Annotated in this window: 15 protein-coding genes; all 15 read left to right on the top strand. The window is 33.8% G+C overall.

Annotated features, from left to right (window positions below; genetic code table 11):
- Positions 1 to 57: 57 nt before the first annotated feature.
- The 15 genes from FGK96_RS07750 (at position 58) to FGK96_RS07680 (ending at position 16,687) form a co-directional block, all read left to right on the top strand.
- Positions 58 to 408: a TrbC/VirB2 family protein gene (locus FGK96_RS07750; RefSeq protein ID WP_138082846.1), complete on the top strand. Its 351-nt coding sequence runs from the start codon at positions 58 to 60 to the stop codon at positions 406 to 408.
- A 12-nt stretch (positions 409 to 420) separates the two neighbouring features.
- Entirely contained in the window at positions 421 to 1,512 is a 1,092-nt protein-coding gene (locus tag FGK96_RS07745; RefSeq protein ID WP_138082844.1) for a hypothetical protein, read from the top strand.
- Between the two features lie 12 nt (positions 1,513 to 1,524).
- Positions 1,525 to 2,277, top strand: a complete 753-nt coding sequence (locus FGK96_RS07740; protein WP_138082842.1) for a hypothetical protein — start codon at positions 1,525 to 1,527, stop codon at positions 2,275 to 2,277.
- Positions 2,278 to 2,297: 20 nt separating this feature from the next.
- Positions 2,298 to 4,940, top strand: a complete 2,643-nt coding sequence (locus FGK96_RS07735; protein ID WP_138083519.1) for an SspB-related isopeptide-forming adhesin — start codon at positions 2,298 to 2,300, stop codon at positions 4,938 to 4,940.
- Between the two features lie 89 nt (positions 4,941 to 5,029).
- The gene (locus FGK96_RS07730) at positions 5,030 to 7,750 is read left to right on the top strand and encodes a GBS Bsp-like repeat-containing protein (RefSeq protein ID WP_172601615.1); all 2,721 of its coding nucleotides are present in this window, start codon (positions 5,030 to 5,032) and stop codon (positions 7,748 to 7,750) included.
- A gap of 63 nt (positions 7,751 to 7,813) precedes the next feature.
- On the top strand, positions 7,814 to 8,491 hold the full coding sequence (locus FGK96_RS07725) for a hypothetical protein (RefSeq protein ID WP_138082838.1): 678 nt from the start codon (positions 7,814 to 7,816) through the stop codon (positions 8,489 to 8,491).
- A gap of 14 nt (positions 8,492 to 8,505) precedes the next feature.
- Complete coding sequence (locus FGK96_RS07720) at positions 8,506 to 8,775, top strand: hypothetical protein (RefSeq protein WP_138082836.1); 270 nt, start codon at positions 8,506 to 8,508, stop codon at positions 8,773 to 8,775.
- 17 nt (positions 8,776 to 8,792) lie between these two features.
- On the top strand, positions 8,793 to 9,218 hold the full coding sequence (locus FGK96_RS07715; protein ID WP_138082834.1) for a single-stranded DNA-binding protein: 426 nt from the start codon (positions 8,793 to 8,795) through the stop codon (positions 9,216 to 9,218).
- 267 nt (positions 9,219 to 9,485) lie between these two features.
- Complete coding sequence (locus tag FGK96_RS07710; RefSeq protein WP_138082832.1) at positions 9,486 to 9,749, top strand: hypothetical protein; 264 nt, start codon at positions 9,486 to 9,488, stop codon at positions 9,747 to 9,749.
- Positions 9,746 to 12,640, top strand: a complete 2,895-nt coding sequence (locus FGK96_RS07705) for a VirD4-like conjugal transfer protein, CD1115 family (RefSeq protein WP_232045812.1) — start codon at positions 9,746 to 9,748, stop codon at positions 12,638 to 12,640. The genes FGK96_RS07710 and FGK96_RS07705 overlap by 4 nt, the downstream gene beginning before the upstream one ends.
- A gap of 91 nt (positions 12,641 to 12,731) precedes the next feature.
- Entirely contained in the window at positions 12,732 to 13,208 is a 477-nt protein-coding gene (locus tag FGK96_RS07700; protein ID WP_138082830.1) for a hypothetical protein, read from the top strand.
- Between the two features lie 99 nt (positions 13,209 to 13,307).
- On the top strand, positions 13,308 to 15,356 hold the full coding sequence (locus FGK96_RS07695) for a pLS20_p028 family conjugation system transmembrane protein (RefSeq protein ID WP_138082828.1): 2,049 nt from the start codon (positions 13,308 to 13,310) through the stop codon (positions 15,354 to 15,356).
- A gap of 9 nt (positions 15,357 to 15,365) precedes the next feature.
- Entirely contained in the window at positions 15,366 to 15,644 is a 279-nt protein-coding gene (locus FGK96_RS07690) for a BRCT domain-containing protein (RefSeq protein WP_138082826.1), read from the top strand.
- Positions 15,645 to 15,734: 90 nt separating this feature from the next.
- Positions 15,735 to 16,037 (top strand): DUF5592 family protein, encoded by a 303-nt coding sequence (locus tag FGK96_RS07685; protein ID WP_006739713.1) that lies wholly within the window; start codon positions 15,735 to 15,737, stop codon positions 16,035 to 16,037.
- A 2-nt stretch (positions 16,038 to 16,039) separates the two neighbouring features.
- Positions 16,040 to 16,687, top strand: a complete 648-nt coding sequence (locus FGK96_RS07680; protein WP_138082824.1) for a hypothetical protein — start codon at positions 16,040 to 16,042, stop codon at positions 16,685 to 16,687.
- Position 16,688 lies beyond the last annotated feature (1 nt).

The following is a 16,688-nucleotide window of genomic DNA, read 5'->3' as shown; positions in this document are numbered from 1 at the left end:
TATTTGTGTGTTATCTCTTACACTTAAATAGTCAGATCAGTTCAAAGGAGGAACAAAATGAAAAAATATTTGGCAAAACAATTATTATTTGTGAGGAGTAAATCGAAACACTATTTACTAGCTCTTTCTCTATTTTTAACAACGTTGCAAGCACAGGCCGTTTTTGCAGATGATCCATTCGCAAAGACAGAAAATTTAGCTAATCAAGGTATTTCAAAAGTCCAAGGAATCGGAATTGTCTGTTTTGGACTTGCTGCTGTAGTTACGGGGCTTGTCTATGGTTTTGGAGGACGTGAATTAAAAGCAAAAATTAAATCTCATTGGTTAGCAATTGCTATAGCAATATTTGCTGTTTCAGCAGGACCAAGTATTGTTGAATGGTTTTTCAATTTTGTTAAAGGAGGATAAAGATAAGACACTATGATTTTATTAAAGAAAAATCCAAGGTGTCTCATTACAGATGAACTATTTTTAGAAGTTGAATGGCAAGATGATATATCACCTATGAAAGATCCATCATTATTTGAACTTATAGAAACAATTGATGATCATTTATTAAGAGAAAGTCATCAAACCATTGAGGCTACTCTTCCTTATTTATCTTTTTATCAAGCTGATTTGTTATTCTCGGCTCTCTCACAATCATACGGCTATTTTACATTTAAGAAAGTTAGCTTGTGTCATTTGGATAATAAAGGTAAAGGAGCCAGTTCAGAGGGGGAACTCTTTGCTTCTCCATATGTTGTTCCGGCAAATTATACCAATTTGTTAGAACCATTTTTTATAGCTATTACATTAGACAAACAGTTTGCTGATTATTCTTATAACAATAAAAGAGAATATTTTGTTGTAACGGTATTTCCAACTTATAAACGAAGCTTACAGCTATCAGAAAGTGCTATGCCAGTATTTCCAAGTGAAAGTGACTTGGTGAAAATAGCACAAGAAAAAAAGGATTATCAGCAAATATCATCTGTAAAGACACAAAACAATAGTAGGGCAGATCCAAAGGCACTTAATCAAACTCCGTTGATAACATGGTTATTTTTAGCATTTATATTAAGTTTTACGATCGTATCATTATTTTTAACTTTCTCGTTAGTTGGTAGATTAAATGACATCAATAAAAAAGTTACTTATCTTCATAATGAAGTACAAATTTTGAAAGATAACCAAAAAATGGAACATCAAATAGATGTTTTCAGCAGATATTTTTTACCCAATTATTATTCTGGAGATAAGCAGAAACTTGCTAATTTTCTTGATGATGGAGATGCAAAATATACTATCCCTCAAAAAGGTAACTTACAGTTTGTTTTACTAGAAAATATATCAGATAAAACTTCTTCAGGTGATTATAAAGTCTCTTATGTTTTATCGGTTGCTGATGAAAAAGGTTCAGCAAAACAAGTTCGTTTGCGCTTTAATTTAAAACCAGATAAAAATAATCGTTTTGGATTTGTGCTCACAAATGAACCCAAACAAGAATCTTATATAAAAACAAAAAATTAAAAGGAGAATGCAATGTTAAATAAAAAGTTACTTATATTTAGCTTAACTTCAGCAAGTTTGTTGATGGCAAATAGTATTGTACAAGCTGAAGATATTTCATTACCAGGTGATTCAACAATTCCATCGGGGCCAGTTGTTTCGCCAGATCCAGGAACAACTACAAATCTAGAAACAGGAGTAGATAAACCAGAACCGAACACAGATACTGGAAGTAGTATTCTAGATCCAGGAACAACTACAGATCCAGGGTCAGTAGTAGTAGATCCTGGGACAACAGCAGATCCTAGTTCAGGATTAGAAGACACTGGAACAACTACAGATCCTGGAACAAGTACAGATCCAAGTTCAGGAACGGTAGACCCAGGAACAACTACAAATCCAGGATCAGGATCAGAAAATTCAGGAACAACTACAAATCCTAGTTCAGGATCAGGAAACTCAGGAACGACAACTGATCCAGTTGTGATTCCTACACCTGAAAAACCAATTGTAACGGACACAGGTGCTGAAATCGTATCAACACAAGATAGTAAAGTTATTATCAAGAATAGTGATGGAAGCTATGAGACTAAAACTGCTGAAGAGATTGGTGGAAAAACTAATCCAGATGGTACTGTCACAATTAATGAAAAAGATGGCAAAAAGAAAACATTACCTAATACTGGAACAAGCCCTATAGATAAAGTCTTTAGCTTTTTAGGGGTATTTGTCGCACTAGTTGGTATGGTATTTATTAAACCAGCTAATTCTGAAAGAACTTATTAATTAAAAAATGGAGAAAAAACATGACATTTAAAAAAGAAACATTCGGTTTTCGTAAAGCAAAAAACGTAACAACTATTGGTGGAACTCGTATAGGGTCAAAAGATATGTTAAAGGGCGCTGTAGTTGCTGGAACAATCGCAGTATTGCCATTTGTAACAGGTGGGCATAGTGTAAATGCTGATGAAGTAACAACGCCATCACAACCAGATTCTACAGCTGTAGCCACAAATCCTAACCCTGCAACGAATTTAGTTCCAGTACAACCTGAAGCAACACAAGGTAACACAGAAGCCGTTGCTGAAGCAGGAACTGGTTCAACAACAACGACCACAACTATTGAAAAGCCTACTGAGTTAGCTCAAGCTGAAAACTCAGCAACAAGTGCAGGTGTAACTATCACTGATGGCGGCACAGAAAAAGTTCCTGATGCTCAAACAGCAGAAAACAACTATGCTACTGAAACTAGAATCATTCAAGACACAACAGCTCAAGCAATTGCAGAGCAAAAAGCTTATGAAGCAAAGAAAGCAGAAGTTGATGCAAAAAATGCAGAAACTAAAGCTAAAGAGGATGCTTTAAAAGCTAATAATATTGCTTCTGACTCAACATCAGGAATTTATGTAACAGGTTCGTTTGACTCACAAGCAACAGGATTAGACTTCTACAAAAATATTAAAGTTGTGGCAACTACTGAAGGTTCTCATGATGTGCAATCACTAGGTTGGAATGCTAATACTAGCATTACATCATCTTCAGGTGTAACAGTTTCTCCATATGATCCTAATAAATCAGGTCAATGGGGTATTGGTGGAACAACTTCTAAATTCTTGTATAGAATTGATGGGATTACTAAAGGCGATTCAATTTTCATTAAAAATTGGGGAACCACAGCTGATGGAATAAATATTAATGCTAAGCTTGTATTCACTGATGATGCTAAGTTGGCAGATGATGAACAATTTGCTCTAATTGGTAAAACAGAAGACAACGGTATCGCTTGGGATTACTGGAATTTTAAAGATTTTGGATTTGATGGTACTTTCTTAGATGATGAAGGGAATCCAATTAAGTTAACGATTGCTTCTGTAATCGGTGATGTTGATAATGGTCAAAAATCAACAATTACATTCGGTGGTAATACTCTTAATTATGTCAATCCTGATGGCTCACAATTAATAGATGATGGTTCAGGTTTAGTAAGTAAAGAACTGGTATTGGTTAATGGCTATCAAAATGCTCCTGTAGGAACTTATCTAGCGGTAGGAACATCTTCTAAATTCTCTTACACACATACATCTGATAAATATGTTTTAACGTCAAAAGATACAATTTCAAATTATATCGAATTTGATTTGTTTGGAACAAGTGCGAAAGTTGAAACAGAAACATTTACCTATCTTCCTCAACCAGTTGCTCCTACTAAGAAAACAGTAGCAGTTAAAACTTATCAAATTGACCTTAAAACAGGTATTTCGAAAACTGTTTCTAATGATAGTGGTCAAAATGTTGACGGTTTAATGGTTCCGAAAGGTTCAGAAGCTCCTTACACACTTAAAACAAATGCTTTAGAAGCTGGACGTCCATTACTCGCAAATGGTTCTTATGTCATTACAGACCACTTACCTTCAGGTTACTTGGTAAATGTTGAAAAGACAGTAACTCAAAACTCTGCTTTTAATGTTGCTTTTGATGAAGCTTCAAACACTATTACTTTCACGTTGAAAGATAGTGAAGTGGCTAAATTAAATGCTGACAGAACAAAAGCTTTTAACGTTGTAGATCCAATCATTTATGGTAATCCTCAAAATGATAATGCGACTTATATCAATGCTTATAATTTTAAAGCAGGAAACCTATATGATATGACATCAAACACTGTAACTATCTATACTCCTGGGACTCCTGATCCAAACGCCCCAAATCATGGTAATAGTATTATCCAACCTACAAAACAAGTCTTAGATACAGAAGACAATGACATTAATAATAAAACTGTTAAAGCAGGTCAAGATATTGTCTATGTTGGTAAGTGGGACTTGGATCAATATAAAGGCATTATGGCAGGAGCTGTAGCGGTTTCTAAAGGCTTTGGTTATATTGACAACTATGACGAAGCTAAGGAAATCTTAAACGTTGAAGGAACAACGATTAAAGACAGCAAAGGCGAAACGGTTAATGGGTTAACACCTTATGTTATTAAAAATCTTGCTGATGCACCACAAGCTATTAAAGACTTAGTTAAACAATCTAGGGTACCAATTGAAGATAATGACGAGTTTGTTATTTGGGTAGCTGACGATTATCAAGGATTCTTTGACAAATACGTTAAAGTTGGTGATAGTATTTTCTTCACAATGCCTGCTAAGATTAAAGATACAGTTAAAGATGGTGAAAGTGTCGATAATATTGTTTATCAAATTGATTTTGGCAATGGCTATGCAGGAAATTGGGTTCACAATACAGTTGAAAATCCTAAGGTACCAGAAACACCTAAGACATCAGCGAGTCCAAAAGTTGACGAAAAAACACCTATTGCTCAAGCAAGCGTATTACCAACAACAGGGGAACAATCAACTGGTTGGTTAGGAGCTATTGGTATGGCTATCGTGTCTGTAGTTTCTCTATTTGGAAGTGGAAAAATCAAAAAAGTTACTGAAAAATAATAAGCTGAAAAAGGCTATTCTTATAGCCTTTTTAATTGATATAAACATAAAATAATAATATTACATTAATAAAAAAATGAGGAATGGACATGAAAAACGTTATAAAGTTTGGGTTTAGGAAAAATAAAGCTGTTAAATCACTTTGTGGAGCTATTGTGGCAGTTTCAATGTTGAGTGTAGGTTCAGTTGCTTTTGCTGACGCTCCAGTATCAAGTACAAATACAGATGCAACAGTAACTGCACCAACTTCCCCTGGTGCTGAAATAACAAAAGAAACAGCACCTACATCTGATCCTATAGTTAATAATGTTGGTGATAATAATTCTACAGTACCTGTGGAAACTGTATCTCCAACACAAACAGTACTATCTACTGATACTAATAACGATATTGTTAGTGATGTGAATCCTGTTGCTGAAACAAATGTAGAAACTAATATACCTAGCTCAACAAGTAACGTGACTTCACAAGTACCTCCTCAAGAAGACGCTCAAATGACAGCAGTAAAGTTGGCTAGTGTAGCTTCAAAAATTCAGACGACAACTGTTAAACAAAACGGAACAGATCTAAATTTAACTTATAATGGAGAATTGTCACCAAAAGATCAACTAATGTTTGCCGTATGGACTGAAAACAAGAATCAAGATGATCTTCATTGGTATAAAGCAAGTGGTAATTCATATAAAGTTGATCTTAAAGCTAATCATAACGAGTATGGGAAATACAATATTCATACCTATATTAGTGCTAATGGTGTCATGACAGGCAAAAGCACTAATACATTTACAGTTGTAAAACAGATACCAACGGTAAGTGTTACAAAGCTTTCTGATGACTATTATAAGGTTCTCGTTTCAAATGTTGGATCTGACTTTGATAGTATTGTTTTACCTATTTGGACTGAAAAGAACAATCAGGATGATCTTCGTTGGTATGGAACCTCTAAAGACAGTCAGGGGAATTATACTACTCAATTGAAACTTGTAAATCATAACTATGAAAGTGGCATTTATAACATTCATGTCTATGGTATAAGCAATATTACTTATCAAATGGAAGGTTTGAAAGTAGTAAAATATAATGTTGTTACTGATCCAGTTAAAGCATCTATATCTGTTTCAAATAACTCGGACTTTACTGCCACAGTTACTAATGTTCCAACATACATTAAAGAAATTTTACTACCAACTTGGACTTCTAATAATAACCAAGATGATATTCGTTGGTATAATGTTACTCCAACTGGAAATACCTATACCAAAACTATTTCAATTGCTGACCATAAATACGAAACTGGTGAATACAATGTTCACGTTTATGGTAAAACAATTGATGGTCGAACAATTGGCTTAACAACTATTAAAGCAACGGTTCCGAATGTTTCGGTTAAAACTACTGTTTTAGATAAAGGTAATAACCAGTACGAAGTGACGGTTTCTAACGTTCCTTCATATTTTACAAGTATTAAAACTCCTGTTTGGTCATCTAAAGATAGTCAAGATGATATCCGTTGGTATAGTGCTTCTAAGAATGCTGACGGTACATATAAGACTATATTTGATTTAAAAAATCATGAAAATAATATTGGTAACTACAATATTCATGTTTATGGGACTACAGTTAATGGTGATTTTAGAGGGCTTGCTGGTACTACTTATACAGTTAAAGACCTCATAGTTTCCCCAGCTAAATTTAGTGTTGGTCGAAAAGTTGAAATACAATCTTTTGCGACTAATGAAACAACCGGAGCAGATTTAACAAGTAAAAGGGAATGGATTGGTACAGTAACTAATGCCATGAAGAATACTTCTACCAGTATTGGTGGCTGGATGTATAGTGTCTTATATGGTAACGGAACACGTAGCTTAAATGTTCTTGAACAAGATTTACGAGTAGTCTATGACATTGCTCTAAAAGCCTCAAATACTAAAGAACAAAATAACATTGCTCTCCAACAAGCCATGAATTATGCTAATGCAAATCCTAACGTCACTCTATACTTACCACAAGGTGATTACAAAATTGGTAGTAATATCCAAGAATCTGATTTAGGGAAAGTAAGCGGTAATGAATACATTATCTTAGCTTCAAATACTAAATTAAGAGGAAATGACCTTGGAACTAATCTGATTATCGATGGAACAATGTTATGGTTTGGACTTCCTACTGGAACACGTGGAATTGACGGAGTTCATGATTTAGTCATTGATCGAATTAATGTACGTGCTAATGATCTTATTAATGGCGATTATTTCATGATTATGTTAAATCAAGGGAATAACATTACTGTCAAAAACAGCACTTTTACAATGGTTCAAAAACAATCCCGTCATATTTTTGACTTAGGTGGTGTTCAAAACATCACGATCAAAAATAATAAATTCTATGGTTATGCACCTGGCTTAACAAATGTTACTGTTATTCCTTCAGGAGCAGATCTTCACAATTTCTATGCAGAAACTATTCAGATTGATGCTTCAAATAATAAAGGAACATGGGATGCTTCAATGATTAAGAATATTGCCTACAATGCTTACATGAGTTATAATACAGCAACTTCACTTTTATCAAGTAATGTGGCTATTTTAAGTAATTCATTCTTACCATTCTATAATAACGGTAGATTAGTTGCCTATTCGTCAACTGTAGGTCAGCATTCATCACAAGTAGGTAATATCTTTATCAAAGATAATTACTTCGAGAAAACATTAAGTAAACGATACAAAGTTAATCAATGGATAATGGAACCAATTCATTATATGAATGCCAGTGGTTATGGAGCTGATATAAGAAATAATACAATTATTTAAAGACACACATAGCATATCTTCGCCAATTGAAGATATGCCATTCTTCTGTTAGAAAGGAGTATAATGGCAAAAATAGGAATTGATTTTGGTGGTAAAAAAAGAACTTCTATCAATAAAGAAGTGAACGAACAGGAACCTCATGAAAAGATTGAGGTTGTTCCAGAACATATAGAAGTTAGACAAGGTGGAGAGCACCTAGAATTTAATACCATACCAGAACAAAAAAATCTAAAAGTAAAACACGAAGCAAGCGTTATCACACCTGAAATGCACAATGAATTAAATGCTTACATTCCTGAAGAAGAGGTTGATTTATCTGAAGCTAATCAAGTTGTTACAGATGAAAGCATACTACGAGTTATTCCAGAATTCTCAATCTGGTATGACAATATTGATAAGCGAAATGTATCCGTTCGTAATGCTTACAAATTGGTTGATCAACTTGAAGAAAGTAATCCAAAAGTCTTTCAGTGGGTATCAGAGCACGAAAATGATTTTGCGGAAATTTGGTTGGGAGCTGATTTCAAGGAAACACCTCTATTTGAAACAGCCATACCAAATGGGAACTCCAAACCTAATTATCTTGTGAAAGAACCTTCTGGACGTATTGTTCCTAAAATTGATTCAGAAGTGACAGATGAAGATGTTTCATATTTGACTGAAGAAGAAATCAAAGAAAACTGGAGTTATTTCTTCGAGCAAGGTCTTAGCGTTTGTGTTAATAAAGATAGAGCCTATTAAGAAAGGGGACGAATATGATTATATTTAATTCTGTTGTTCTGGCTATAATGTTGATTACAGCTATGGGTTGGGAAATTGTCACAGAAAGTGAAAAGCTTAGAAATGTCCTTAATTTCTTCTTATCGCTGTTCTTATTTTACACAACTTTCTTATTTGGGATGTCAGTCTTTCATCTAGTGAATGCTTCAAATGTCAATGATATGTTAAATCACAATATTAAAGATATTGTTTATATCATCATTATTATTCAAATTATTCGTATTAGTGCAATTAAGCAAAAATAATAAAGTAGGAGGGAAGTATGCAAACATTTATAGCCTATGGACGTGTTGCATCAGATGTTGAAATTAAAAAGACAACTAACGGTAAGAATAGCTGTCGGTTTGAATTTGTATGTGATTCTGGTCAATTAGACGATAATAAAAAACCGATTCCCAGTTTCTTTCATGTACAAGTATATGGAAAACAAGCTGAATTAGTCTCAGAAAGCTTATCTAATGGCTCACCAATTCTTGTAGAAGGTGAAATTGTACAAAAAACATATGTTGATAAACAGGGGAACAGAAAAATCTTCCAATACTTAGCTCCTAATTTATACAAAGGTATAATATTTCTTGAAACTAAAGCAGCCAGTCAAAAAAGACAAGGTAAACAAGATAATAATCAGAAGCAGTATCAGAATGTAGAGGAAGCTTTTTCTCCAGTTGATGCAGAGTCACCATTTTAAGTGTTGACAAAAAGTGTTGACAATGATATTTTAAGGATAAGATGTTATTGTTTTGCTAAGCAAGACAACGTAAAAAGTCCCAGTATGTCAGTACTGAGACTTTTTTAATTTAACATTTTTGAGGAAATAAAAAATAGCAACCGATAGGCAGCTATATTTGTTAAAGCATTGCTATGGTATATATTATACCATAGTTTTTTTATTTTCCCTTTAATGCCTTGATGTTATTTTTCCATTAAACTGATTAAAAAAGAAAGGAAGAATTATATGAAGAAAACTATTGATCCAGATGAATTAATTGCAGAATCTTTTCAAATGGAAAATTATATAATGCAAAGATTACATTACAAAAATAACTATTCACCAATTGTAAGAGATATAGATAATCAACTATCGATTTATCTTTCTTACTATAGTGACCTCTCGGTACAACTACAGTTTCAGATATTCTTGTATTCACGCTTTTTTGCTCAAAAAGTATCGTTAAAAGGAATAGATATAAAAAAGAATGGAGGTGGAGAGGGAATATGAAGAGATCACAGCATAAGTATAATGACTACTTTAAGGTGTTATTGAATTTACTAAAAAAACTTTGCTCAATAATCTTCCTAATTTTATCAAATATATTGATAAGGCTCATTCATTTATTGCCATGGGTATCTAGAGGTCGAATTCGTTTTGAAAAAGAGGCAGAGCCTATATTCTATTTCAAAACCTATAAAAGTTTTACGGTAATGGGATTATTATTTAGCTTGATTGCATTTGCTCTGACAAACTATCTGGTCACTATTTTGAGAGCTGCTATTAATTATTGCTACTTAACTATTACGTCGCAAAGTTTGATATCATTTCCTTTTGAGAGTTTATTGTTAAAAAATCTTTTTAACTACCATGTATTTAGTATTGCTCCTATATTTGCTTATCCAATCTTCTTCATTGGATTGTTTATTGCTTGGCGTTCAGCATGGGTAAACTTCGAGCAATATAGGAATTATAATTTTAATGAAGAAGGTGATGATCGTTTTGCGACTGTGAAAGAAATTCACCAGCAATATAAAAAGGTTGCTAACAAACAAAAAGTGTTTCCAGGCGATGGTGGAATTCCTGTTTTACATGAGACAAAATCTAATTTAGTAGGCTTCACTCTGGAAACACAGATTTTGTGGCAAAATAGGAAATACAGTCATCTTGTCACAAATGCTCAAAAAGTGTTAGGAATGCAATCAACTCCATCAGGATATTATTATATTGAAGATGCTGCTACTAACACATTAGGTATTGGTATGACCCGTTCTGGTAAAGGCGAAGGGTTTATCACTGAGACCATAGACATTAATAGTCGGGCTGAAAATCAACCTTCAATGATTATTGGTGATCCCAAAGGAGAACATTACCAATCTTCTTACAAGACTATGCGAAAAAGAGGAATGGACGTAGAAGTACTATCTTTTCAAAATATGGATTGGTCCATGTCCTACGATCCACTTGCACTAGCAATAGATTCTGCTAGACGTGGCTACTATGAAAAGACTCAAACTCGAATAAATGCAGTATCTGAAGCTATCTATCGAAAAACAAAACCTGGACAAGGTAATGGAACTGCCATTTATTTTGAGAATAGCTCGATTTCTCTTTTTAATGCCATTGCAATGGCTTTAGTAGACCGTGCAAATGAAGCTTTTCAAAATGGTGAAGAAGATGCTTGGGATACAGTTACCGTGAGAAATATTGCTAAATTCTTAACAGATTTAGGTTCTGAAGAAGTTTTTGTGGATGAGTTAGGCGAGGTTGTCGAAGCCCCTGAAAAAGATGATAGAATTAAAGTTAAATCTAAGCTTACTGTTTATTTTGATAATTTACGAAAAATTAATCAAGAACAATTTTCAAAATTTAGGGAAATGGCAGATATCAATTTTAGGGCCTCTGATTTTGCTTCAGAAGAAACTAAAGGGAATGTCTATTCTTCTATGATGACAGGTATTAATCTGTTCTTACAAGACAATATCGCTAAATTAACATCTAAAAATTCAATTGATTTAGAATCAGTTGGTTTTCCACGCCGATTATCAATCAAATTTCGTTCAAATAGTCATGTTCAGCTACAAAATGATTTTGCTCACAGAACCGCTAAGGTAAGTATATTTAGTGAAAGAAAGTGGGGTAAGACACCAAAAAAAATCACTCATGTTAAAGAAGCAACGGCTTTAATTGATGTAGAAGGGTATTTGACTTATGTTATTGAACCTAAGTTACCAAATGAATTTACGGTTATCATTGATTTTAATCATCCGAATAATGCTAACTTTGCATTAAGTGGAGTTAAATACACTCTTCAGGCGAAGAAAATTTATAAAAAAAATAATGATATGATAATTCTTGATCAGTACACAAATAAAGCAATATTAGATTATGTTGATATTCAAATAATTGATAAACCTCAGACTAGTTTATTACAAGAATCCGACATTGAAATGATCTATTCAGATAATCCCAAAATTATTTACCTGGTAACACCACCAAACCGAACAGAGTATAATGCTTTGATTTCCCTGTTTTTGGATCAACTCTTTAATGCTAATTATGAATTGGCTTTGTCGAATGGACGAAAATGTGTCAATAGAATTCTGCATGTTTTGGATGAGTTTACTAATATTCCTGAGGTTCCTCATATGGATACTAAGATTTCAATAGGTTTGGGTCAAAACATTTTATATTGTCTTTGGATTCAAAACTTAGAACAGTTAACCGAAAAGTATGGGAAAAATACAAGTGCGACAATTAAAGATAACTGTTCCTTAAAAGTTTATATTAAGTCGACGTCACCTGAAACAAATAAGAGTATTAGTGGGGACTTGGGCACTAGAACGATTACGAAACGCCGAAAATCTGGTAATATACTTGATGAAGCCAATCCAAATGTTTCATTTGAGGGTAAACGTCAAGAATTACTGACCCCAACACAATTAGGAAAACTTCAAGAAGGTGAGGCTGTTATTCTAAGAGGGGTAAAAGGAAGAGACCTATCTGGCCATAAAATCACAACAGACCCTATATTCCTTCATGAGAAGACAAGTCTTCCCTATCGATATATGTTCTTACAAGAAGAATTTGACCATAGTATGACACTTGCGGATATTCCAGTTGACAGTCCACACCGAAATCTTGATTTACAAGATATTGCCGTGGAAGCAAAAAGTACATTTGATAATATTATTGATTGGCGAAGACGACTAACAAGTAAGATAGCTACAAGTTCTGGTCGACCAAAATTGGCAGTACGTATGAAACCTAATCAATTAAAGACTGCAGCTCCCTTTGATTCTCCAGAAGAAGTCATAAAAGCTACTGTGAATGCTACTTTGAACCCCTATGATAGTTTAATAGATTATGATGAGGATCTTTTTGTAGATGATGTGATTTAGAGTAAATACATAAACATGTATATAAACATGTTTATGTATTGCTTTTAAAACTGTTATTTGTTATAATAGGCTTAATAAAAGGAGAAGCCATATGAAATTCAAAAAAATATTAGGGATAACTATTATATCAGTGCTCAGTATCTTCTTAGTAGCTTGTGGTCAAAAAACTCCAGAAAACGTTGAAAAAACAGAATTAAAAAAAGAATATATCGGAACTTCTAATCATTCAGGATATGATAATCCATTTGATGAAGGAACTTATACTTTAACTTTTAATAAATCTGAAAAAACTGTCTCAAACTCTAATAGGGACGAAAAGGTTTATTATGAAATAGTTCCTGACAAAAAGGTCCCCAAAAAATATCTTTCAATATATGAAGATAAAGCTAAGGGAAAAGAACACTTCTTTATCAACGTTGGTTATCAAAAAGATAATATATGGGGGAAAGTTGGTGATCAAATGTATTGCGTAATATTAACTGAAGGTGGTAAAAAGATTCAAATTTTGGAATTTGAAACGGGCTATTCATCTGATGGATATTATAATTTTATTGGGAAATCAGAATAAATAATTGAAGCCTCTACAGTAGAGGCTTTTTTTACCCTTTAATGCACCTATTCAAATTATCCCTTATAGTGATGAAAATAAGGAAAGCAGGTGTAACTATTGGAATTTAATACATATTCTGATGTTGTCAAAAGTATCACAAAAGATTTTTGGGATCTTAATGGCGCTACAAATGGAAATATAACCGGAGATAACGGAAAAAAGCTAGCCGATTTTTATTTATATTGGGGAAACTATCTTGAACCAACTCCGGCATTTTTAGCTTACCTCATGCAGCTTGTAGGAGGTATCGTTAAGGCCTTATACCTAATCTGTGTAAGTTTGGAGCATGTCTTTAATAATATGTTTAAGATATTTGGGTTATTTGGCTATCTAGGAGATCAATCAACTCTTTTTGGAAAATTATTTTTTGGATTTCAAGTTTTGGGAACAACTCTTTTTACGCTCATATTAGTAGCTAGTGCTATTACGGGGGTATTTTCAAAACCAGTAAAATATAAACATGTCATCACTAATTTTTTATTAGTAACTCTTGTGACCGCTGTTTTGCCTCTGGCCCTAACGACTATTTCTCAAACAGTCGCTCAAGATGCCCAATCAATTCAGACAATGTCAACTGGTGACTCAAAAGAAAATTATTCCTCCTTAGCAATACAACCAATGAAAAATAATGTGGTTGATGTCAAAGTATTAATGGACAATGACTTTAATAAAGAGTTATTCCCGTTGGATAGTTTTGGTTTTATTAAACCATTAAAAGAAGGTTCTACTGCAGTCAATAATATAACGGATGATACGAAAAAAAGAGATACAACAAACTTTGCGACTAAAATAGATTTTTCTGCAATGTATGGAGTATCTAATGAACAGTTATTAAAAGATTTGGAAAAGAAAAAGGAAGGTACGAAAGGACTTTTCCTTCATAAACTAAATACAAATCAGGATGGTGTTGAAACAATAAATACTCATCGAGTAGTCGGTGGGCTAAATGCCTTTGAACCTGTTTATCTTCGCTATAAGGTTAATTGGATCGGAATGATAGCTCAATATCTTATCTTAATTTCATTACTCATAGTCATGTCAATTAAGTTTGTCAAATCGGTTTTTGATATTTTTATTGAATCTCTTATATCTCCCATCCAAGGGTATAGTTCTCTCAACACAAAAAAATACAAGGAATTATTGCGAACAATAGGAGGAGGTCTTGCAGGTATTTTCTTTGAAATCGTCATTATGCGAATTACTTTGGAAATTTGTAGGGATCTCCCAACCTTATCTGTAACAGGTATTTCAAAACTTTCTGGTGGCTTCTTTGATGGTCTCAATATGTGGGAACAATGTATTGCTGCATGTGTTGTCTATATTGCTTTATTTTTATCTGCAATGCAAGGTGTAACTATGATTGAACGTTGGCTTGGGGTTTCAACTGGTCATAACGAGACTGCACAACAATTGATAGGTGCTATGATGATGGGAAATGCTTTTGCGACAGGAGCTGGAGCTCTTGGCTCTGGGGCTTTGGCTCTTGCGACAGGAGGAACATCATTAGCTGCACAAGCCCCAGGAGCTATTGCAAGTGCTGGTAAACATGTTGCTAATAGTTTTGCGAATACTGCTGGTGGATTAAAAGGCATCTCAGACTCTATTAAAGATCAAGGCTTTGGCAATACTGTAAAAGGTGGGGTATCAAATGCTGTTGATCTTGCGACACTTATGGGTAATAAAGCTGGAGATAAAGTCGGCGGTGCAATGGATTCATTAGATCAGAAAGCACAAGATGCTCATAGCTCGACCTATAATGCTTTGAAAAATGATGCTGCAGTACCTGAGCCTGGCTGGGAGTCAGAAAACTTTGGTTTAACTGGTGGAGAGTTTATACTTAATCCGAGTCATAATAATTATGGAGAAGACTTTTTCCTTTCGGGGGGTGTTAGCGACCCTTCAGAGATTACAAGTAACTCAGTGGATACTACAGCGCCAAAAGCACCAAAAATCGAACAGAAACAATCTCATCAGTCTACAAGTGGTTCTGAAATTAAGCGTTCCTTACAACAAATGAATTACATGCAACAACAAAGTCAACAGGCTGCTCAAAGAATGCAACAACCAAGTAGTGTAAAAGGAGTGGAAATTGATGAGGAAGAGTAGGTCATTATCATGGATTTTCAAGGAAAAGTAGTGGCAATAACTGGGAGCCTCAGACCCTTAGAAAGGTCAGAAGTTATTGAATTCATTAAAGTGAAAGGTGGAACCTATCAAAACTATGTTTCTTCTCAGACAGATGTATTAATAATTGGCCACAGACAATTGACACTTTTTGAATTAGATCACTACTCAAAAAAATATGAAAAAGCAGAAATGTTAATCAATAGTGGTCAGAACATTACTTTTATTGGTGAAGAAGACTTCTTTACATTTTTTCAAGAGTCCCTTTAGGGGACTCTTTTTTATGTCAACTTACCCTTTAATGCGGTCCTACAATCTATATCATAGAATAGATTTACTAACATAAAGGAGAAAAAACATATGAATGAAAAGTATGGTGTTCCAAGAGATATCTACGCTAAGGTAAAGATCATTGGTTTGTTTATTTCAGATATCGTATTAATTGGTGGTTCAGCTCTAATTGGAATAACTATAGCGCCAAAAATATTTCCGACGGATATGTGGCTTCAGATGTTCGCTTTTATTATATTGACTCCCATAATCACTTTGTTTTTGGTCTTGCCTAACAATGGTGGCAAGAGGAACTGGCAATGTATGTATCTTTATTTTCGCAGAAAAAGAAGACGATATATCAGTATTAATCCTAAATATGGAGGAAACTAATAATGGCATTTAAACGAAAAGAAACAGTAATCCCCAGTAGCACACTTCGTATTTCAAAAGAAAAGAAGAAGTTATATAATCAAGACTTTTTTGATCTGACGTCAAGTGTTGAATTACTTGATGTAAAATCTATTCTAAATACGAAGGATGAACATATCTCACTTGTAGATTATGGTTATCTTCAGTTGTTAGAAATACCAGGAAAAGACTTGGGTTCACTAAGCCATAATGAAATCTTACGAACCATTTATAATTTTGAAAAATGGCTCACAGATTTTAATAGTAATATCCAAATTGAGACAACCACATTACCAACCAACACTGATAGTCAGATTGCTGATATGAAACGTTGGCTGTCAATCGTACGAGAAAAGAAATCTTTAGCTGAGATTGGAAGTCGTTATTATAATCAATTAGATGATAGAGAAGCACGTTTATTGGGTAGTATTCAAACTGAAGAAAATATTCAAAAAGAGATCTATAATGCTGAGTTCATTCTCTGGCTTTTTGCGCCAACAACCACAGAATTGGACGACCTTGTAAGAAAGGCTCAAAGCTATGGTAATAATGATTTTGTCCCGCAAAAGATTTCAAGGCGTAAAAAAGAACAAATTCTTAAGCAATATAACAATATGAATGAAAAAATTTAGG

The organism is Streptococcus porcinus (assembly GCF_901542335.1).
Classification (GTDB): Bacteria; Bacillota; Bacilli; order Lactobacillales; family Streptococcaceae; genus Streptococcus; species Streptococcus porcinus_A.
Note: the sequence above shows the minus strand (reverse complement) of the source record. Positions and strands in the feature narration are given on the sequence as shown.